The 21,923-nt window shown below is 41.9% G+C and carries 14 protein-coding genes; 10 read left to right on the plus strand and 4 right to left on the minus strand.

The features are described from left to right. Positions 1-16: 16 nt before the first annotated feature. From EGS47_RS10260 to EGS47_RS10275, 4 genes are all read left to right on the plus strand, one after another. On the plus strand, positions 17-1,258 hold the full coding sequence (locus EGS47_RS10260) for a carbohydrate porin (RefSeq protein ID WP_119686340.1): 1,242 nt from the start codon (positions 17-19) through the stop codon (positions 1,256-1,258). Between the two features lie 37 nt (positions 1,259-1,295). Continuing rightward, positions 1,296-3,701 carry a glucose/quinate/shikimate family membrane-bound PQQ-dependent dehydrogenase gene (locus tag EGS47_RS10265; RefSeq protein ID WP_119686339.1) on the plus strand — a complete coding sequence of 802 codons (2,406 nt, stop codon included), beginning with the start codon at positions 1,296-1,298 and terminating at the stop codon, positions 3,699-3,701. A 180-nt stretch (positions 3,702-3,881) separates the two neighbouring features. Further along, a complete protein-coding gene (locus tag EGS47_RS10270) occupies positions 3,882-5,525 on the plus strand; it encodes a nitrite/sulfite reductase (RefSeq protein WP_049174809.1) in 1,644 nt (547 codons plus the stop codon). After that, positions 5,518-6,003 carry a DUF934 domain-containing protein gene (locus tag EGS47_RS10275; RefSeq protein WP_119686338.1) on the plus strand — a complete coding sequence of 162 codons (486 nt, stop codon included), beginning with the start codon at positions 5,518-5,520 and terminating at the stop codon, positions 6,001-6,003. The genes EGS47_RS10270 and EGS47_RS10275 overlap by 8 nt, the downstream gene beginning before the upstream one ends. Positions 6,004-6,125: 122 nt before the next feature. Here the strand turns inward: EGS47_RS10275 and EGS47_RS10280 are convergent, their stop codons facing one another. The 4 genes from EGS47_RS10280 to EGS47_RS10295 all read right to left on the minus strand — a co-directional run bounded on the left by EGS47_RS10280 (position 6,126) and on the right by EGS47_RS10295 (position 12,914). Further along, entirely contained in the window at positions 6,126-7,841 is a 1,716-nt protein-coding gene (locus tag EGS47_RS10280) for a proline--tRNA ligase (protein ID WP_119686337.1), read from the minus strand. A 104-nt stretch (positions 7,842-7,945) separates the two neighbouring features. Then, positions 7,946-11,047 (minus strand): efflux RND transporter permease subunit, encoded by a 3,102-nt coding sequence (locus EGS47_RS10285; RefSeq protein ID WP_005002132.1) that lies wholly within the window; start codon positions 11,045-11,047, stop codon positions 7,946-7,948. Between the two features lie 28 nt (positions 11,048-11,075). Continuing rightward, positions 11,076-12,206 carry an efflux RND transporter periplasmic adaptor subunit gene (locus EGS47_RS10290; RefSeq protein WP_005002133.1) on the minus strand — a complete coding sequence of 377 codons (1,131 nt, stop codon included), beginning with the start codon at positions 12,204-12,206 and terminating at the stop codon, positions 11,076-11,078. A 60-nt stretch (positions 12,207-12,266) separates the two neighbouring features. Then, positions 12,267-12,914 carry a hypothetical protein gene (locus EGS47_RS10295; RefSeq protein WP_005002135.1) on the minus strand — a complete coding sequence of 216 codons (648 nt, stop codon included), beginning with the start codon at positions 12,912-12,914 and terminating at the stop codon, positions 12,267-12,269. Between the two features lie 305 nt (positions 12,915-13,219). Here EGS47_RS10295 and pilG point away from each other — a divergent pair, with 305 nt between their 5' ends. The 6 genes from pilG to EGS47_RS10325 all read left to right on the plus strand — a co-directional run bounded on the left by pilG (position 13,220) and on the right by EGS47_RS10325 (position 21,896). After that, positions 13,220-13,603 carry a twitching motility response regulator PilG gene (gene pilG, locus EGS47_RS10300; protein ID WP_004992473.1) on the plus strand — a complete coding sequence of 128 codons (384 nt, stop codon included), beginning with the start codon at positions 13,220-13,222 and terminating at the stop codon, positions 13,601-13,603. Between the two features lie 27 nt (positions 13,604-13,630). After that, positions 13,631-13,999, plus strand: a complete 369-nt coding sequence (locus EGS47_RS10305) for a response regulator (RefSeq protein ID WP_004992474.1) — start codon at positions 13,631-13,633, stop codon at positions 13,997-13,999. 5 nt (positions 14,000-14,004) lie between these two features. Further along, on the plus strand, positions 14,005-14,541 hold the full coding sequence (locus EGS47_RS10310) for a chemotaxis protein CheW (RefSeq protein ID WP_004992475.1): 537 nt from the start codon (positions 14,005-14,007) through the stop codon (positions 14,539-14,541). Positions 14,542-14,588: 47 nt separating this feature from the next. Further along, a complete protein-coding gene (locus tag EGS47_RS10315; RefSeq protein ID WP_005002137.1) occupies positions 14,589-16,670 on the plus strand; it encodes a methyl-accepting chemotaxis protein in 2,082 nt (693 codons plus the stop codon). 148 nt (positions 16,671-16,818) lie between these two features. After that, positions 16,819-21,444, plus strand: a complete 4,626-nt coding sequence (locus tag EGS47_RS10320) for an Hpt domain-containing protein (RefSeq protein ID WP_005002139.1) — start codon at positions 16,819-16,821, stop codon at positions 21,442-21,444. Continuing rightward, entirely contained in the window at positions 21,444-21,896 is a 453-nt protein-coding gene (locus tag EGS47_RS10325) for a hypothetical protein (RefSeq protein WP_004992479.1), read from the plus strand. The genes EGS47_RS10320 and EGS47_RS10325 overlap by 1 nt, the downstream gene beginning before the upstream one ends. The last annotated feature ends 27 nt before the right edge of the window (positions 21,897-21,923 follow it).

A 21,923-nucleotide genomic window follows, 5' to 3' on the forward strand; every position in this document is an offset into this window, starting at 1 on the left:
AAAAGGTTACGTAAACATGACAATTAATTCATCTTTAGTTGTTTCTTGTTTATCTGTTTTATCGCTCAGTATTTTTGCTCAAACCTCGCACGCTGCATCCGCATTTGATTCATCAAGTCCGTGGATGTTTGGTGACTGGAATGGAAAACGTACTGAGTTACAGCAACAAGGATATGACTTTAGTTTTGGTTATACGGGCGAATTGGCAAATGTTCTGGATTCAAAAAAAACCTCGAATCATGGTACAGAATATGCCGATCAGTTTTCGTTGGGCACTCATCTTGACTTAAGTAAAATAGCGGGTTGGGATGATACTGAAGCACAAATCACCATAACTGAACGTAATGGACATTCACTGTCTCAAACTTCACCTGCGCTAGATGGACATTTAAGTTCAACGCAGGAAATCTGGGGACGTGGGCAAACTTGGCGTTTAACCGACCTCTGGATTAAAAAGAAATTTTTTGATCAGGCGTTGGATATTAAAGTCGGTCGTTTTGGTGAGGGCGAAGACTTTAATAGTTTCGACTGCGATTTTCAAAACCTTGCTTTATGTGGTTCGCAAGTGGGTAACTGGGTCGGCGATCAATGGTATAACTGGCCAGTGAGTCAGTGGGCATTACGCGTTAAATACAATTGGCAGCCCGATTTATATACTCAAATTGGGGTATATGAATACAACCCAGAAAATCTGGAGCGCGGTAAAGGTTTTAACCTGAGTACCGATGGTTCACATGGCGCGATTATTCCTGCTGAGGTGGTTTGGTCTCCGAAATGGGGTACACAAGCACTCAATGGCGAATACCGTCTGGGCTATTATTACAGTACTGCGGATGCCGCAGAAATTAATAATCCGCAACAAACTTCACATAAACAGGGTGGCTGGTTGGTTGCCAAACAACAGCTTACTCGAGTGAATGATCAATCAGATCGCGGTCTGAGCGGTTTTATTAACCTCACGCTGCATGATTCGGATACCAATACGGTTAGAAATATGCAAAATATCGGCCTCGTTTATAAAGGGCCATTTGAGCAACGTCCACAAGATGATGTCGCGATTGGTTTTGCGCGTATTGAAGTGAACGGTGATTTAGATACCGATCAGGATGAAGAATACAATACTGAGCTTTATTACGGTATTCATGCGAATAACTGGCTGACGATTCGTCCAAATATTCAATACGTACGCCATGTAGGTGCCTATAAAAATGGTGATAACACATGGGTTGGCGGCATTAAATTGCAAACAGCGTTTTAATTTCTATATAAAAAACACAAATGAATAGGGTGGTATTATGACTCAACCATCTTCACACTCAGGGCTCAGAACCTTTACCGTGATTATTGCCATGGTATTTGGGCTGGTCCTGCTCGCTGGAGGTCTCTGGCTTACCTTTTTAGGTGGGTCTTTCTATTATGTAGTAATAGGACTATTGTTTATTGCCTTTGCAATTTTGCTGGGCAAATGTTCTGTTTCAGCAATCTGGCTCTATGCAGCACTGATGCTGGGTACAACTATCTGGGCGATATGGGAAGTCGGAACAGACTTCTGGGCACTGGCACCACGTTTAGATATTTTAGGGTTATTCGGGTTGTGGTTGCTTATTCCAGCCATTACCCGCGGTATGGTCAATGTTGCGCCAAGCAAGATTGTATTGTCTTCAACACTGGTCATTGCCATTGCGGTGATGGTGTATTCGATTTTTAATGATCCACAGGAAATTAATGGGGTTATTCAAAATCAACAACCTGCAACTGCTCAAAAAGTGGATGGTGTGGCTGAACAAGACTGGCCAGCTTATGGGCGTACCCAAGCAGGTGTTCGTTATTCACCCCTCAATCAAATTAATGAACAAAATATTAAAGATTTAAAAGTTGCTTGGACATTCCGTACTGGCGATTTAAAAAGTGGCAATGACTCTGGAGAAACGACCAATCAGGTCACGCCAATCAAAATTGGCAATGACATGTATATGTGTACCACACATCAATGGTTGATTGCTTTAGATCCTGCAACAGGTAAAGAAAAATGGCGCTTTGATCCAAAACTAAAAGCAGATAAAACTTATCAGCATTTAACCTGTCGTGGTGTTTCTTATTTTGATGCAGCCAATACCGATGGTTTTGCGACCAGTTTGCAAAACAAAACATCGAGTTCAACGGAATGTCCACGTAAGATCATTTTACCAGTCAATGATGGTCGTTTGGTTGCTGTCAATGCAGACACGGGCAAAGCATGTTCTGACTTCGGTACGAATGGTCAGGTTGATCTTCAAAAAGATATGCCTTATGCCTATCCAGGGGGTTATAACCCAACTTCTCCACCAGTTGTCACAGGAACAACAATTGTGATTGCGGGTTCTGTCACCGATAACTACTCAAGTAAAGAGCCGTCTGGCGTAATTCGTGGTTATGATGTCAATACAGGCAAACTGCTTTGGGTATTTGATACAGGTGCAGAAGATCCAAATGCAATTCCTGCACCGGGTCAGACTTTTGTACATAACTCTCCAAATGCATGGGCACCGCTTGCTTATGATGCCAAAGCAGATGTGGTTTTTGTGCCAACAGGTGTAGGTACGCCTGATATCTGGGGTGGTGATCGTACTGCGCTGAAAGAGCGTTATGCCAACTCTGTATTGGCCATAAATGCTTCGACTGGAAAATTAATTTGGCATTTCCAAACCACACATCATGATTTGTGGGATATGGACGTACCATCACAACCGACATTGGCTGATGTAAAAGATAAATCAGGTCAAATGGTGCCTGCGGTCTATGTCACCACCAAAACAGGGAATGTCTTTGTACTGGATCGCCGTGATGGTAAGGCGATTGTGCCAATTACTGAACGTCCTGTACCACAAACCGTAAAACGTGGACCTCAAACCAAAGGCGAACATTATTCGGCCACACAGCCTTTCTCTGATCTAGATTTAGCACCACAAAACAAGCTCACAGATAAAGATATGTGGGGTGGTACGATGTTTGATCAACTGGTCTGCCGTATTCAATTTAAACGGTTGAATTATGATGGTATTTACACACCGCCATCTGAAAATGGGACGTTGGTTTTCCCGGGTAATCTTGGCGTGTTTGAATGGGGCGGTATTTCAGTGAATCCTGACCGTCAGGTTGCGGTCATGAATCCAATTGGCTTGCCATTTGTGAGTCGTCTAATCCCAGAGGATCCAAGCCGTGTGGAAACAGCCAAAGGTGCGGGAACGGAGCAAGGTGTTCAACCCATGTATGGTGTTCCATATGGTGTTGAAATTAGTGCGTTCCTTTCTCCAATTGGTTTGCCGTGTAAGCAACCTGCTTGGGGTTATGTGGCGGGTGTGGATTTAAACACGCATCAAGTGGTATGGAAAAAACGGATTGGAACGATTCGTGACAGCTTGCCAAATCTGTTCCAGTTACCAGCAGTTAAAATTGGTGTGCCGGGTCTAGGTGGTTCGATTTCCACAGCAGGAAATGTCATGTTTGTGGGAGCAACTCAGGATAACTATTTACGTGCATTTAATGTGAGTAATGGTAAGAAACTCTGGGAAGCACGTTTGCCAGCAGGCGGGCAGGCAACACCCATGACTTATGAGATCAGTGGTAAACAATATGTGGTGATTATGGCGGGTGGTCATGGTTCATTTGGCACCAAGATGGGCGACTATCTAGTGGCCTATGCCTTACCTGATGCCAAATAACGATCAACATGGTTAAATAAATGGAAAAGCTCAGATTAACTCTGGGCTTTTTCATATAAAAGGCGCAATAAAACGTCTTATCAATAAAATCGTTATTAAATATCCAAAAAAAGCATTTTGTTGATGAATCAAAGCTCGTTATGCTATCCGCCTTTACCATGAATCTACTAGCCATACGCCATGTATTTATATACTGATTTCGATCAACAACTGGTCAATGAACGTGTTGCTCAGTTCCGCGATCAAACAGAACGCTATCTTGCTGGAAAGCTTACTGAAGATGAATACCGTCCATTGCGTCTGCAAAACGGTCTTTATGTACAACGTTACGCGCCAATGCTTCGTATTGCTGTGCCGTATGGCTTAATGAACTCAAAACAATTACGTAAAATTGCCGAGATTTCGACGGAATATGACCGTGGTTACGCACACGTTTCAACACGTCAGAATATTCAATTGAACTGGCCTGCGCTAGAAGATGTACCAGATATTCTGGCTGAACTAGCTACTGTACAAATGCATGCTATTCAAACCAGTGGGAACTGTATCCGTAATACCACTACTGACCAATATGCAGGTGTGGTAGCAGGTGAAATTGCTGATCCGCGTCCGACTTGTGAGTTGATCCGTCAGTGGAGTACTTTCCATCCTGAGTTTGCATTCTTGCCACGTAAATTCAAAATTGCAGTGTCTGCATTGGAAGAAAAAGACCGTGCAGCAACCTCGTTTCATGACATTGGCGTCTATATCGTCAAAAATGAAGCAGGTGAAGTTGGTTATAAAATCAAAGTCGGTGGCGGTTTAGGTCGTACCCCAGTCATTGGCAGCTTTATTCGTGAATTTTTACCACGTGAAGATCTAATTGCGTATTTGGAAGCGGTATTGCGTGTGTATAACTTGCATGGTCGCCGTGATAATAAATATAAAGCACGCATCAAGATTTTGGTGAAAGCTTTAACTCCAGAAGTGTTTGCTGAAAAAGTTGAAGCAGAATTTGCACATACGCGTGAGCCTCTAAAAATCCAGCCAGAAACCTTGAAAAAACTGGATGAGGTATTCACACCGTTTGACTATCAAAACTTTGAAGATCAGGATTTTACAGCCTTATTTGCTGAGCATCCTAAATTTAAACAATGGTTTAATGTCAATACCAATGCCCATAAGGTTAAAGGTTATCGTATTGTCACCATTAATCTAAAACGTGCTGGGGTTGCGCCGGGTGATATGACCACCGCAGAGATGAATTTGATTGCCGATTTGGCAGACAAATACACCTTTGGTGAACTGCGCACCACACATGAACAAAACATTTCTTTGGCCGATGTGCCACAAAAAGACTTGTTTGAATTGTGGCAAACGCTTGAGCAGAATGACATGGCGCGCGCGCATATTGGTTTCTTGACTGATATTATTTGCTGCCCGGGTGGTGATTTCTGTTCATTGGCAAATGCGAAATCGATTCCAATTTCAGAAGCGATTACCCGCCGTTTTGAAGATTTAGATACCATTTATAATCTGGGTCAACTGGATTTAAATATCTCGGGTTGTATGAATGCCTGCGGTCATCATCACGTGGGGAATATCGGCATTTTGGGTGTCGATAAAAAAGGTGCTGAATTCTATCAAATCACGTTAGGTGGAAACTCAGATCATGATGCTTCAATTGGTGACATTTTAGGGCCATCATTTGCTGCGGATGTTATTCCTGATGTAATCGAAGAAATTTTGAATACCTATCTCGATTTACGTACTGGCGAAGAACGCTTTATTGATACGTATCGTCGTGTCGGCATTCAACCATTTAAGGAGCGTGCATATGCTTAATCCAGCCTTACAGGTGCTGCTTAAAGATGGCACGATCGTAGATAATACCTATCAACTGATCGCTGAAGATGGGATTGTTCCTCAAGGTGATGTGGTGGTGACCACAGCGCAACTCGATCAACTGGCGAATATTCAGGGCAAAAAAGCGCTGTATATCACTGTAGATGATTCTCCTGAAACACACGAATTTCCGCTCAATGATTTTGATACCATTTTTATCGAGTTTGCCGGTTTTAATGACGGTCGTGGTTATTCCTTTGCTGCGCTGTTACGCCGTCAAGGTTATCAAGGCGAATTGCGTGCGGTAGGGGATATTTTCAAAGATGTCCTGAATTATTTAAAGCGCTCTGGCTTTGATAGTTTTGTGGTGAAAGAAGGTAAGGATATTCATGAGGCTGCGGCAGGTTTAAATGATTTTAAACATCCGTATCAAGCTTCAACAGCGGTAGCTCAAGCTGAATATCAAACTGGCGCTTAATGCACTCGGTGTAATTTGATAGAAAAGCTAAACTTCGGTTTGGCTTTTTTTTGAGCTATTTTGAGATGATAAAAACCGTACTCTGATATTTCAGCGTACGGTTTATTTTTACCTTATGAAGATTAAGCTTGTAACTTCGCCAGTAATTCTTCTTTGCTTAAATTGACTGATTCAGCATCAGTACGACCTTTATATTCAAAGGTTCCAGCGTCCAAACCTTTTTCACCAATCACAATACGATGCGGAATACCTGTTAATTCAAGATCCGAGAATTTAACCCCAGGGCGTTCATTACGATCATCCAAAAGAACATCATAGCCTTGAGCCTGTAATTCGGCATAAAGTGCTTCTGCGGCTTCCAGTGTTTTTGGTGATTTGTGCGCATTCATTGGCACAATGGCGATTTCAAACGGTGCAATCGCAGAAGGCCAGATAATGCCTTTGTCATCATAGTTTTGTTCAATGGCAGATGCCACAACACGTGTCACCCCAATGCCATAACAGCCCATAGTGACAGTAAGTGGTTTTCCATCGTCACCCAAAACGGTACAGTTCAGCGCTTCAGAATACTTTTGTCCAAGTTGGAAAATATGTCCGACTTCGATTCCCCGTTTGATTTGCAGTACACCTTTGCCGTCTGGAGATGGATCACCATCGACCACATTACGCAGATCATAGACTTCGCTGAACTGTGCATCACGTTGCCAGTTCACACCTGTTGCGTGTTGATCTGCTTCATTTGCGCCTGCAATAAAGTCAGATAATACAGATGCAGCGCGATCTACAATCACAGTCACGCCTTTTTCAACTAAGCCTTGTGGACCCACATAACCCGCAGTTAAGCCGAGCTCTTGGAGTTGCGTTTCAGTGGCAAAGGTTAAAGGTGCTGCAATTAAAGGATGGTGCTCTGCCTTGATCTCATTCAGCTCATGATCACCACGCAAAAATAGCGCAATCACAGGGATGTTGCCTTTTTCATCAGCATTGCCCTGTACCAGTAAGGCTTTAACCGACTGTTTAGCATCTGCCTTTAAAAATGCGCAGACATCAGCAATAGTTTTCTGATTTGGCGTGTTTACAATTGTCAAGGCTTGTGTTGGTGCAGCGCGTTCACCGACGAGTACCGCTTCAGCTTTTTCAACATTAGCGGCGTAATCGGATTCAGTCGAAAATACGATATCGTCTTCGCCACTGTCTGCTAGTACATGAAATTCATGTGAGCCCGAACCACCAATTGAACCTGTGTCGGCTTGTACAGGACGGAAATTGAGTCCCAAACGTGTGAAAATACGGCAATAGGTGTCATACATATTGTCATAAGTTTCTTGTAAAGATGCTTGATCCACATGGAAAGAGTAGGCATCTTTCATAATAAATTCACGTGAGCGCATCACCCCAAAACGTGGACGGATTTCATCACGGAATTTGGTTTGAATCTGATAGAAATTAACAGGTAATTGCTTATAACTTTTCAGTTCGTTACGTGCCAGATCGGTAATCACTTCTTCATGGGTTGGGCCAAGCACAAACGGATTATCATGACGATCTTTAAAGCGTAACAACTCTGGGCCATATTGCACATAACGGCCTGATTCTTCCCAGAGACTTGCGGGTTGAGTTACGGGCATAAACACTTCTAGTGCGCCAGAGCGATCCATTTCTTCGCGTACAATCGCTTCAACTTTATTTAACACACGTACACCCATCGGCAGCCAAGTATATAAACCTGAAGCCAATTTACGAATCATCCCGGCTCGAAGCATGAGCTGATGCGAAATCACTTCTGCATCATTTGGGGTTTCTCTTAACGTTGCAAATAAAAAGCGGCTTGCGCGCATGGAAACTGTCCTAAAAGTGGGCTCTTTAACAGAGCACGATAAAAACACAAGATTATACGATAAAAAATGAGATGAATATTTCACCTCATTCAACAAAGCCCAGATTATGACATTAATTTACGGGTTTGGCGCAACAAGAAATTTTTCAAATCGTCCAAATAGGTAAAAATCACAGGCACCACCACCAGAGTCAGTAGGGTAGACGTGATCACGCCACCAATCACCGCGTGTGCCATCGGCGCACTTTGTTCGCCGCCTTCGCCTAGCCCTAAAGCCAATGGAATCATGCCCATCACCATCGCACTGGTGGTCATCAAAATAGGGCGCAAACGGGTTTTACCTGCCTGAATTATCGCATCATAACGGGTTTCGCCGCGATCCATGGCCTTTTTAATAAAATCAATTAACAGAATGGCATTTTTGGTGACCAGTCCCATCAGCATGATGATGCCAATAATCGAAAACAAATTCATGGTACTTTGAAATAAAAATAACGCCAGAAATACCCCAATTAAAGACAAAGGCAAGGATGCCATAATCGCGGCAGGGTGGATAAAGCTATTAAATTGTGAACCTAAAACAATATAAATAAATACAATTGACAGGGTAATGGCAGTCAGTGCATAACCCGCCGATTCAGCCATATCGGCATTGGCACCTTGAGTATCAAAACTATATCCAGCAGGCAGTTTAAAGTTCTTCTGTAATTGATCAATGTCCTTGCCAATATCACCCGCAGGGCGACCAGAGGTATTGGCTTCCACCAGCACCTCACGTGCCAGATCACGACGATTGATTTGCGATGCCCCTAAGGTCTGCTCAAATTTTGCGACGGTTGCAAAAGGCACCAAAATCGGTTGTCCATTAGCATCGGTTTTAGACGAGGTGAGGTAAAGATTTTCCAAATCGCTTGCTAAGGCACGACTATGTTCAGCTAGACGCAAATTGACATCGTAGGTTTCACCACGTTCATCTTGCCATGTGGTGACATCATCTCCTGCGATCAATGGTCGAATCGTATTGGCGATTTGATTGACAGAAAGCCCAAGATCACTGGCCAATACTCGATGAATCTGAATTGACAAAGTTGGTTTTGGTTCTTTGAGTGAGCTTTCAAGATCGACTACACCTTTTATTTTTCCCATTTCAGCCATAAAACGATCTGAAATATGTTGTAGCTCATCTAAATCAGGGCCTTTGATGGAGATCATAATGGGCTTTTGTCCACCAGATACGGTTTCATCTGCCGATGCGACAGAGGTAACCGTGATTCCAGCGACCCGTTTTAAACGTTCACGAAATTCATTATTTAATTCGGTCAGCGTCTGGCTACGTTCATTTCTAGGAGTTACCGTGACCCTCAGGCTGGCATGGTTTTTACCACGATCTGTAATGCCGTTGACCACGCCATAAGTTGATTTGACTTGTGGATGTTGACGAATGATTTGATTGACCTGATTCAGTTTAGCCTGAGTATATTGCAAGGAGGCATCCACTGGAGTTTCAAATTTAATGCGAATCTCGCCTTTATCGGGTGTGGGTACAAATTCGGTTCCAATAAGTTTGGATAAGCCTAATGCCCCAATTAACGATGCAATTGCAATTAAAATCGTGATAAAACGAAATCGTAAGGCAAGTTTGAGCAAATGCTCATAGACATGACTTAAGTTGTCGAGCTTTTGAGAAATCCATTGGAAAAAACGTTTCATTCGACTGGGTGGCTTATTGGTTTTTTTCTTTTGCCAATGGGCTGATAGCATCGGGTCAAGGGTAAAACTAACAAACATCGAGATGAGAACAGCCGTACTGACCGTTACCCCAAATTGATAGAAAAAACGCCCAATAATGCCCCCCATAAAAGCCACAGGTAAAAACACCGCGACAATGGTCAGTGTGGTTGCCAAAACAGCCAGCCCAATTTCCTTCGTTCCATCTAAGGCGGCAGTCACATGATCTTTGCCCATTTCTGCATGACGCACGATGTTTTCGCGCACAACGATGGCATCGTCAATCAGCAAGCCAATACATAATGACAATGCCAGTAATGTCATCATGTTGATGCTAAATCCAAACGCCCAGATAAAAGTTAAAGTTCCAAGTAGGGCAATCGGAAGAGTTAAACCGGTAATGATGGTGGAGCGAAAAGAGCCTAAAAACAGCAAAACAATCAGCACAGCCAGTAATGCACCTTCAATAATGGTACGCGCAACATCTTTAATGGAGGCGCGAATCCCTTTGGAGCTATCAACCACGACATTTAAACTGGCGCCTTGAGGAAGTTGGGTTTTAATTTTCTCCAGCACTTTATAGGTGTTATCCACCACCTGAATTACATTGGCATCGGAGCTCCGCAAAATATCAACTGCAACAGCAGCCTTACCATTTAAATAAGCCCCTGTTTCTAGGTCAGCTTGAGTATCTTCAACTTTGGCGATTTGTTTTAAATAAATCGGCGTACCATTTTTATTGGCAACAACCAAATCACCAAAGCCATGTGGATAGATCACTTTGGATTGGATCTCGATCACGAGCTCAGAGTCAGGTTGTTTGAGTGTACCGCCTGGAATTTCAACATTTTCATTTTTTAAAGTGTTAATGACCTGATCAATCCCAATGCCATAGCTTTGTAGTTGTTGGGGATTGATCTCGATACGGATCTGACGCTGGGCATCTCCCAGTAGATTGACTGTGCCTACGCCGGGAACCGTTCTAAGTTGCGGTAAAATTCGCTGATCCAGATAAGAACTAAAATCACGCAAAGACATCGAACCTGATTCAAACACCACTGACATAATCGCATTACTGGCAGGGTCATAGCGTTCAACGACTGGGTCTTCGATTTCATCACGAAAGTTGGATTTAACGACAGCAATTTTATCGCGAACGTCTTGCGCAGCGACACTGGAAGGGACATCCAGATTAAATTCGGCAATAATCATCGACAGTCCTTCACTGGACTGCGAAGTAATCTGTTTTAAACCTGAAATTGTATTGATCTGATCTTCCAGTTTTTTTGTAATTTCAGATTCAACCGCTTCAGGGGACGCACCTGGATAATTGGTATAGACCACGACAAATGGAAAGTCGACATCAGGAAATTCTTCTACCCCCATACGTTGCCATGATGCCAATCCCAATACCATCAGACAGAACATCATCATGATGGTAAACACAGGATATTTGACACTAATTCGGGTAAACCACATCGCTATTGAGTCCTAAAAAATCGTTCTTTTATTTGTTGTTTACTGCGGGTTGATCTGGGCTAGAAAATACCACTGATTTATTTTCATCGGAATTATCAAATTGAATTCGGCTGACAGCATCATGATTTTGCAAACCTGTAACCACCGCTTTGTTTTCGGCAAAACGTTTTTCCACAACCTGAATATTGATTTTACGCAGTTTTTGTTGACGAACGACCCACACATAAGGTGAGTGATCCAGACTTTGGATACTGTCCAATGGGATAATCTGTCCCTGCACTTGATCTTGATTTAAAATAACACCTTCGACAAAAGCACCAATACTGAGTGAGTTGATGCTTTCAATCGGTCGAGCAAAGAATTCAATTTGACGGCTGACTTGATCTGCTACAGGTGAAATACGAGTCAGAATGGCATTGAATTGTGTTGAATTACCCTGAATCGTGTATTGAATTTTTTGGCCAATACGCAGTGCAGATTGTTGTTCAAGCGGTAGTTTGGCCTGAATTTCCAATTGTTCAGGATTCACAATTTCAAATAAAGTTTGTCCTGAAGTTACCGTTTGACCAGGCTCAACCTCTCGTTTGGTTATTACACCAGTCAGCGGACTGCGAATAATGCCATCCAGATCAGCTTTATGCGCAATGTCTAAATTGGCTTTTTGAGCGTTTACTGTTTCAAGTTGGGCTTTATAGTCAACTTGACTTTGTTCATATTCAACTCGTGAAATAAAACCCTGATCCAAAAGTCTTTTTTTACGTTGCATCAGATTGCGTGATAGTTCAGCTTGAGCCTGAGCAGATGCCAGATTAGCCTGCGCTTGTGCTAAACGAGCAGCATTATCCTGATTATTTAAACGCACTAAAACCTGATTTTTTGTCACCTGCTGTCCGACATCGGCATTGACCTGCGTGGCTGTTGCGGAAACTTGTGACTGAATGGAGCTTTGTTGAATAGCACGAATCGTACCCGTGAACGCAGTTTTACGTTCCAGCGCACCTGTTGAGACCTGAACCAGATCTTGCTGGATCATCTCAATGTTCTCAGTTTGATTGGCTTGTGACGATTCTGTGCTAGAACGATGACAGGCAGAGAGAACAAAGCTAGAGCTTAAACACAGTACAGTAATATAAAATGCAGTGCCTGACACTTTGTGCATGCCTAATCATCCTCAAGTTAATGACATTCATGGTTTTATTTAGTGTCAGGATTATAACGGTTATTCCAGCGTTTTTAAGCGTTCAATAATGTTGGAATAATGTTCCTGTGTTGTTCGGTAGTTATTTTGCAAACTAGAGATATTTTTTTTAAGACTGGTCATATTCTGGTCGTTTTGATTGAGCTGATCTTTTAGACGTTGCGGGATACTACTCTCGCCCTTGCGTAGGTATTCCATTTCCTGACGTTTAAACAAAATACGATCGCTTTGCAATTGTCTCAATTGATCTTGTTGTGATTTGATTTGCTTCTTGATCCCAGACAAAGCCTGATTTTGTTTTTCGGTCGCAATAGCAACATTGCCATAAGCACGTTTAAGTTTTAAATCTTGCTCACGCTGCCGCGCTTGTGCCTCACGTTGAGTGGACTGACGCAAATCGGCTTCTGCATTATACGGTCGATTGCGACGAATCACCTGCATATTGCTATCCAAAGCCTCATAACCATAACGGATGTGTGCAGGTGTTACAGAACTACTAATATTGGCAATACCTTTTTGATCGTAATATCGATACCATACAGCATGTGGTTGTGGATTGACCGCATAAAGCAAAGGCATCCATAACAATAGACCACATACAATAATGAAATGACGAGTCATCTGTTTGGATACTTCCAGAAGCTTTCGACGAGTCACTCGACTATTCATGACTTTCCCCAAATAAACTTGACTAAATTACTTATTTTTAAATATTAATAAGGTTATATTAGTTGTAATTTATCCAATTAAAAATAGGAATAACTCAAAAAAAAATCATAAGTCCTTTTAAAATGTGATTGGTTTGGTGATATTTAGAAAAAATGTGTTTTAGCTTGAGAAAACCTTCATTGAAAACGCAAGTAATAATATGTTAAAAAAGGTCATAATCTGTAAAAACAATGAAAGCCCCAATCATCGGCTATAATCAGTTTCAGTTATTGTTAGTAATGAATAAATGGGGAAAGGATCATTAAATGGAAGACAAATTTCAAAATCTTAAAGTCATGGTAATTGATGATTCAAAAACCATTCGCCGAACCGCCGAAACCTTACTACAACGCGAAGGATGTGAGGTGATTACTGCTGTAGATGGCTTTGAGGCGCTCTCAAAAATAGCTGAAGCGAATCCTGATATCGTTTTTGTAGATATCATGATGCCGCGTTTAGATGGTTATCAGACCTGTGCATTGATCAAAAATTCACAGAGTTATCAAAATATTCCGGTGATTATGCTATCGAGTAAAGATGGTTTATTTGATCAGGCCAAAGGTCGTATTGTCGGTTCAGATGAATATTTGACCAAGCCTTTTAGTAAAGATGAATTATTAAACGCTATTCGAAATCACGTAAATACATAAATTAAAGAAAAGTGTTGGGGACATAAAATGGCACGTATTTTAATTGTAGATGATTCACCAACCGAAACATTTCGTTTTAGAGAAATATTAACAAAACACGGTTTTGAGGTGATTGAAGCATCTAATGGCGCTGATGGGGTGACCATGGCACAGGCTGAACAGCCTGATTTGGTGTTGATGGATGTCGTAATGCCAGGGGTCAACGGTTTTCAGGCGACTCGTGAAATTAGTCGCGGTGAAAATACCAAGCATATTCCAGTGGTGATCGTGAGTACTAAAGATCAGGCAACAGATCGTGTCTGGGGGAAACGTCAGGGTGCACGTGACTATCTGACCAAACCGATTGAAGAAAGCCAACTTATAGACGTGATTAAACAACACCTTAATCTGGAATAGTCATCATGGCTGCTAATGGATTTATCGAATTGCTTCGATTGGCAAAACGTGGCAATCGAAGCTACGCTTCTAACCAAAATGAAGTCAACCGGTGGTCAGGTATAGCCTTTGAGATGATGGGGCAATATTTTGTTGCGCCTCTGGGGGAGGTGATGGAAGTCATTTACCCTCCTAAATATACCCCAGTTCCAAATGCCCAAGCTTGGGTGCGCGGGCTGGCGAATATTCGGGGAAGACTACTCTCAGTTTCTGATTTAACACATTTTGTCTCTGGGCAACGTGCTCCATTTTCGCCTAGCCAAAAAGTGTTATGTATTAGTCATAATGACCACTATGTCGGTTTAGTTGTAGATCAGGTTTTGGGTATTCAGCACTTTAATAAGCACAGCTTTTTTTCTAAAAGTGATGAGCTGGATCAAAAATTAAAAGATTATTGTCAAGGTTATTTCTATCAGCATAACCAACGTTGGCATGTCTTTTTATTTAGTCAGCTGCTGAAAAATCCACAATATATGAATGCTTCAGCAAAATTTATAAATTAAATTCGTACGCAATTAAGTAAATCACGCGTATTCAGGGGAGAAGCTGTATGGGCTTTAAACTAAAAAAGAAAAACACAGCTGAAAGTGCGAGTAAGAAAAACGGTTCTGCATTTTTTGCCAAGATTCAAGCTCAAATTGAGCTAATTTCACAAATGTTCGGTGATAGTAAAAAAACGAGACCGATCATTTATTCAGCGATTATTTTTCTTTTTCTATCAACGATAACGTTGATTTACTTATTTTATAGTGTACCGCGGAATAATGAATTAACTCGTAGTCTGGGGCAACTGCGCTTATTGTCTCAAACTATTCCACGACAAGCGACAGAGTCAACTGCATCAGGCTCACCTGAGGCAATTGCAAGTCTGAAAAAATCGCAGGAACAGTTTGCGCAAAATCTGGAAAATGTACAGGACATCTACGGTGCATCATCTGAGGAATTTAAAAAGGTCGATCAACTCTGGAAGAATGTATCGACCAATGTGGATTTGATTACGTCTCAACAAAAGCTGATCAATCAACTCTATGACACCAATATCGCGATCGGTGAGTCGATTCCAGGGATTCAGGCAGAATATAACTTGATGGTAGATCAGATGGCTCGTCTGAATATGCCAAGTAGTCAGGTGGTGATTGCCAAGAACCAAGTATTTATTGCAGAGCGTATTTTACGTTCTATCAGTTCTGTATTGGTGGGCACAGAAAATGCCCGTGCGTCAGCAGATGACTTTAGTGCCGATATTGAAACCTTTGGTGCTTATTTAAATGCACAGTTAAATGGTAGTGCTGACTTGGGTGTTGAACGTATTAGCGATCCAAGTTTACGTGAATCTGTCGATAGTATTAAATCTGAGTATGATGAAGTTTTAAAAACAGCAGCATCAACGGTATTTAAAAATGCCAACCAGATTGTAAAAGTCCGCCAAGCATCTTCACAGATTTTCTCTCAATCTGATGATATGTTGAAATCCTTGAATAATCTTTCAGATAAAGCAGATTCTAGCTGGTCAAGTGTTATTCCAGCAGTTTTATTACTACTGTTCCTTACAGGTTTTATCTTATCCGTTGCTCGTTTATTGGCGATTCGTAATTTGTTGGAAAAAAATCGTGTAACGCGTTTACAGGATGAATATGACCGTAACCAAAATGCGATTTTACGTTTACTTGATGAAATTGCCGATTTGGCTGATGGTGATTTACGTTCGTATGCAACGGTATCAGAAGATTTTACTGGTGCAATTGCTGACTCGATCAACTTCGCAATTGATCAATTACGTGATCTGGTATCACGTATTACGGATACGTCTCAGGAAGTGGCGCGTTATACACAAAATACGCAGACCATTACCAATCAGTTAGCGGAAGCTTCTGAGCATCAGGCACAAGAAATTGCAGGTGCATCTGCTGCGATTAACGAAATGGCGGTGTCGATCGATCAGGTATCTGCGAACGCTGCTGAGTCAGCAGAGGTTGCGGAACGTTCGGTACAAATTGCATCCAATGGTGCTGACGTTGTAAACCGTTCGATTGTGGGTATGGATACGATTCGTGAACAGATTCAGGAAACATCGAAACGTATTAAACGTTTGGGTGAGTCTTCGCAAGAAATTGGGAACATCGTCTCGCTCATTAATGATATTGCCGACCAAACTAACATTCTGGCATTGAATGCTGCAATTCAGGCATCGATGGCAGGGGAAGCGGGTCGTGGTTTTGCGGTAGTTGCCGATGAGGTACAGCGTCTTGCAGAACGTTCTGCATCTGCAACCAAACAGATTGAAGGCTTGGTTAAAACCATTCAGACCGATACCAATGAAGCTGTAATTTCTATGGAACAGACCACTTCTGAGGTTGTTCGTGGTGCGAATTTGGCGAAAGATGCGGGTGTAGCGCTTGATGAAATTCAAAGCGTATCTAATAACTTGGCTAAATTGATTGCAAACATTTCCAATGCTGCAAAACTTCAGTCTGCATCGGCGAGTCATATTGCCAATACCATGAACGTCGTACAGGAAATTACCTCACAAACCACGACTGCAACTTTTGATACGGCACGTTCGGTTTCTGAACTGGCCAATATGGCAGAGTCATTGCGTGAGTCTGTATCTGACTTTAAGTTACCTGAATAAGCGTGAAGTGACTTTTGGGGCAGACTTCGGGATGTCCCAAATTAAAAAATGCATCGTCAAGATGGCTTCTTGAGAAGGAAGTCACTTGCGTGATGGTGGTAGATCAAGTTTCACCATCAAGGGTGGATAAACGAAAGAAGCCTTCGTTATGAAAGAAATATTAAAACATCTTGTTGAAAAAATAAGCTTACCTGAAGACAGTTTTCTTGATCAGGATGAAGAAATTCTTGAAATTTTTATTGAAGAATTAGAAGAAATTTTTCAAGAATTGGGTCAACTTATTCCGCAGTGGGTGGCTGATTCTGATGAGCAGCAGGTTTTAGCGGACGTTCGTCGCCATTTTCATACTCTAAAAGGGTCTGGTCGAATGGTGGGGGCGAAATCTTCCAGTGAACTGGCGTGGACAGTTGAAGAAGCACTCAATCGAATTATTGCCAAAACTTTGCCATTAAGTGCAGATTTACAACGTTTTGTGCAAGTGGTATTTAATGTTTATCGTTTTAAATTTTATCATGATTTTAAAAATACCCAGCCACACTCTATCGATATTCGCCCATTGGTTTTGTTGGGACAGCAGTTACAACACCAACAAGACGTCGAGCCTGCTTTAGAAGAATTACTCGATTTAGCTGAACAGTTAAATACAGAATCTGGAATTACAGGGCTCGAAATTCAGCAACAACAGATTATTGAAGCTGAACAGCCAGTTGAAGTAGAGCCTGCTGCCATAGCTGACACCTGTGTGGACGCAGTTGCTTCATCAGATGATAGTCTGATTGAAGAAACCATGGCGATTTTCCTTGAAGAAGCAGAAGAACATCTACAAACAATTGATACTTTTTTACAGCAAGATGAGCCATCAGATCAAAGTTATAATCAATTGATTCGCGCTTTGCATACTTTGCGCGGCAGTTCATCAATGGCGCATATTCAGCAAGTATTTGAAGCCAGCAGCAAGGTAGAAACGCTGTTTAAAACCTTGATGCAAGATGAGCTTGAGTCGACTTCAAATGAAACCGCTCTCTTAACCCACTATGCTGAATTTGTTCGAGATTATCTACATACACTGCATCAAAAGGGTACTCAGCAACAGCTTGACAAAATTGATCAAAAATTTAATCAAGCATGGGAAAACTATGGCTTTAATATCGAAGAAATTGCACATGAAGCACAGCATCCACAAGGTGTTGTCACTTCACTATTGCAATTAGATATTGAAAATCTGCTGAATGCAGACTATGAGTTTGAAAAACGCGTCAAACAGGAATTCCCTGTCTATATTCAAGCATTGATTACCGAGGCAAGTTCTTTAATTGAGCATACGCATAATCGAGCAGCCCAAGGCGTTCATGATTATGTCTTGCAATTAAAGCCTGCTTATGAACAATTACTTGAAAAACCTGAATTACTGCATCTGGATTATGCCTTTGATATTTTTGGACAGGCACACCAGCAAGTCATTCATTTATTTGATACCTTGGCAGCAGGGCAGCGAGTAAGCTTGGGACAAGAGCAACTCAATGTGATTCATGAGCTGCAAGACTTTGTCCAACAAGATATTGAAACAGCGATTACGGATAAGAAAGTATCATCTGAGCTAAGTGCTGATAAAGTAAGTGCTGAACCTGAGACTATTTCCATTGAGCCTGTTGCGGTATCAGAGTCAAATGTTTCAACATTTGATTTATCGTCAATTTCTGCACGTATTCAACAAGATCATCAGCACCTAGATTCAGAGCAAGCCAATCGTCATTTCGATGCAGACCTTCTCGATATCTTTTTAGAAGAAGCTGATGAGCTGTTGGTCGGTATTGACGCAGACCTAAACACTTGGTCGCAGCAACAAAGTAATACGTCTGCCTTGAATAATTTGATGCGCTATTTACACACCTTAAAAGGTGGCGCAAATATGGTTCAGGCAACCTATATGGGACTGATTGCGCACGAGTTAGAAACCATTTATCAACGCTTGATTCATGGGCAAATACATTCTTCTGAAAATCTGATACAGATTATTCGTCTGGTACAAGATGATATTGCTGATCGGATTCAAACGTTGCGTGATGAAGCAGTAGATTATCCAGCGACAGAAGTGATTGAGTTGCTTGGAAATATTGAGCAGGTTCTACAAGGGGTACCACAGCAACAGCCTGAGAGTGCAACGTGGACTACTTCTGTTGATAGTACCTTGGCGCAAGTTGTTGCTGAGCCACCAACTGAAGTTGTTGAGCATGAATTAACGACAGATCATCTTGAATCAGTTGCTCTTGGTGAACCAACATCAGGCGTGGAATCTGATGCAGTTGTTGCTGAGGAACAATTACAGAATTCGACTTCCGCTGAGAATGATGCACTAGAAAGTCAAGCATCGATTTCAAATACTAATGTTGATATCGATAATACCAAACCGCATCAAGATACAGATCCCGATGATGTTCAATCTTTGGTTGAAGCGACTTTCTATGAAGAAGCGGCAGAGTTGCTTGATGCTGGACAGCAACTTCTCAATCGCTGGTTTGATGAACGGACTAACCGAAGTATTTTGCTTCAATTGCAACGTACAGTGCATAGTTTAAAAGGCGGTGCACGAATGGCAGAGTTAGAGCCTGTTGCAGTAATTGCCTCACATCTTGAAAATGCCTTTGAGCAATTTGCGGTAAAAGCCTTTAGCTCCAATGCTTATGACCATCTCTTGCTGACGGCATTTACATGGTTAAAGGCAGCTATTTTTGAACGTTCGTATAATAATTATGATGGTTTAAAGCATACCTTAGAACGTCTTGAATTTGTCGATACCAATGCGCAAATTCCAACTAAACTGGCTCGCGCGGATCTATTCTCGCAAGAACAAGTGATGGAGTTTGTACAGGGAGATGGTACAGAACCGCCATCTATGCTGGGTGAATGGGACAACACCGTACAGGCTGATGATTCAAATGAGATGATCCGTGTTTCTGCGGATCTGATCGAAAAAATGATTAACTTGTCTGGTGAAAATGCGATTAACCGTTCGCGTATCGAAATGGATTTGGGACAGTTAGGCAATACACTGGTCGAAATGGAATTGGCGATTCAACGTTTGGCAGATCAGTTACGTCGAATGGAAGGCGAATTAGAAAGTCAGATTATCGCCAAACATGGGACAGAAAACTTACGTTATATCGACTTTGACCCATTAGAAATGGATCAATACTCATCATTGAATCAACTGTCAAAATCGCTTGCTGAATCTGCATCGGATTTGGTTGATTTCAAAACCACATTATCCGACAAAATTCGTGATACCGAAGGTTTGTTATTACAACAATCACGTATTCAGGCTGAAATTCAGGAAAGTCTGATGCGTACCCGATTAGTTCCGTTCTCACGACTTTTACCTCGCTTACAGCGTATTGTGCGTCAGACGGCAAGTAGTTTGAACCGTCCAGCTGAATTGGTAGTCAATAATACCGAAGGCGAACTGGATCGAAATATCTTGGAACGCTTGGTCACGCCACTTGAACACATGCTGCGAAATGCAGTCGATCATGGTGTGGAAGATCGTGAAGAGCGTTTAAAACTGGGTAAACCTGAAATAGGGCGTATTGAGCTAAATATTAGCCGCCAAGGAACAGATGTTTTGGTGAGCTTTAGCGATGATGGTAAAGGTATTGATGTTAATAAAATCAAAGCCAAAGCTTTAGAAAATGGTTTGATGACTGAGGATCAAAAACTCGAAGCACAGGAAATTTTGCAATACATTTTCCATCCTGGGTTTAGTACAGCGACTTCAGTGACCCAAATTTCAGGACGTGGTGTGGGTCTGGATGTGGTGCAAAGTAGTATTAAGGCGCTTGGTGGTCATGTCAGTGTCGATTCAACATTTGGTTCTGGTACCACTTTTACTATTCGTGTACCAACGACTGTGGCAGTGAGTGATGCACTCATGGTGAAAGTCGGTGATCAGCAATTTGCCTTGCCTTTGGCTCAGATTGACCGAATTGTGCGTATTGCGCCTGCAACTCTTGAACGCTATTTCCATGGTCAGGATGATTATTTTAATATCGATAATACTCCATATCGTTTACGTTATTTGGCGGAGTTTGTCAGCAATCAGCCTATTCCAAAATTATCTGGTATTGCACATTCATTGCCTGTGTTATTGGTCAAAGGCGCGCATGGTCAGACCATTGCGTTATTGGTCGATCAATTGGTCGGTTCGCGTGCACAAATTGTAGTGAAACCAATCGGACGACAGTTCGCAAGTATTGGCGCTGTTGCTGGGGCGACAATTTTAGGTGATGGTCATGTTTGTCTAATTCTGGATGGACAAAATATTGCGCGTCAGATCCAATCTACGCAACGTAATAAACAAGTTGTTGAAGGCAGAGAAAAAACACGTCATACCGATGAACGTCGTCTTATCATGATCGTAGATGACTCGGTGACTGTCCGTAAAGTTACTTCGCGGCTACTGGAACGTCAGGGCTTTGATGTGGTGACGGCCAAAGATGGTGTCGATGCCATGGAACAGCTTGAAAATGTCAAACCTGATTTGATGTTGCTGGATATTGAAATGCCTCGCATGGATGGTTTTGAGGTGACTAATCTGGTACGCCATCATGAGTTACATCAGGATATGCCAATTATCATGATTACATCGCGTACTGGTGAAAAACATCGTGAACGGGCATTATCACTTGGCGTAACGCATTACATGGGTAAACCGTTCCAAGAATCAGAATTGCTTGAGAATATTGAAGCATTACTTGAAACAGCTTCAGGGAGTTACTGATGGCGATTGATAAAAAAGTAACCGCGCAGATTGATCAGCAGGAGCTTCAACACTTAATTAGTGTCTCGACTGGATTTATTGATGCTTATATCATTGAATGTCGTGATCAGGTGCCGATGCTATTACCGCAAAACATTGTATTGTCGGCGCTTGATACCAAGGTTGATGCTGAGTCGATAGAATGGCATGATTTGAAATTGCCTATTTATTCAGTTAATCATCCTAATATTACTCAAGGGGTCGCTTTGGTCATAGAAGGAGATGATGTTGCGCAACGTTTTGCCTTAATCTGTGACAGCATGCCGCAGACGATTCGTTTGCGTATTTCAGAAGTGGTCGATGAAGAAGAGACAACATCTGATCCAATGGTATTTAAGCGAGTTAAAATTGCCGATCAGCATTTCCATGTTCCGCATCTGGAAAATATTCAAAAAAGTTTAGGTGTTTTATAAACTTAACCATCTAAAATGGCAAACCCC

The sequence above is a fragment of the Acinetobacter sp. FDAARGOS_515 genome, from assembly GCF_003938865.1.
Taxonomy (GTDB): Bacteria; Pseudomonadota; Gammaproteobacteria; order Pseudomonadales; family Moraxellaceae; genus Acinetobacter; species Acinetobacter ursingii.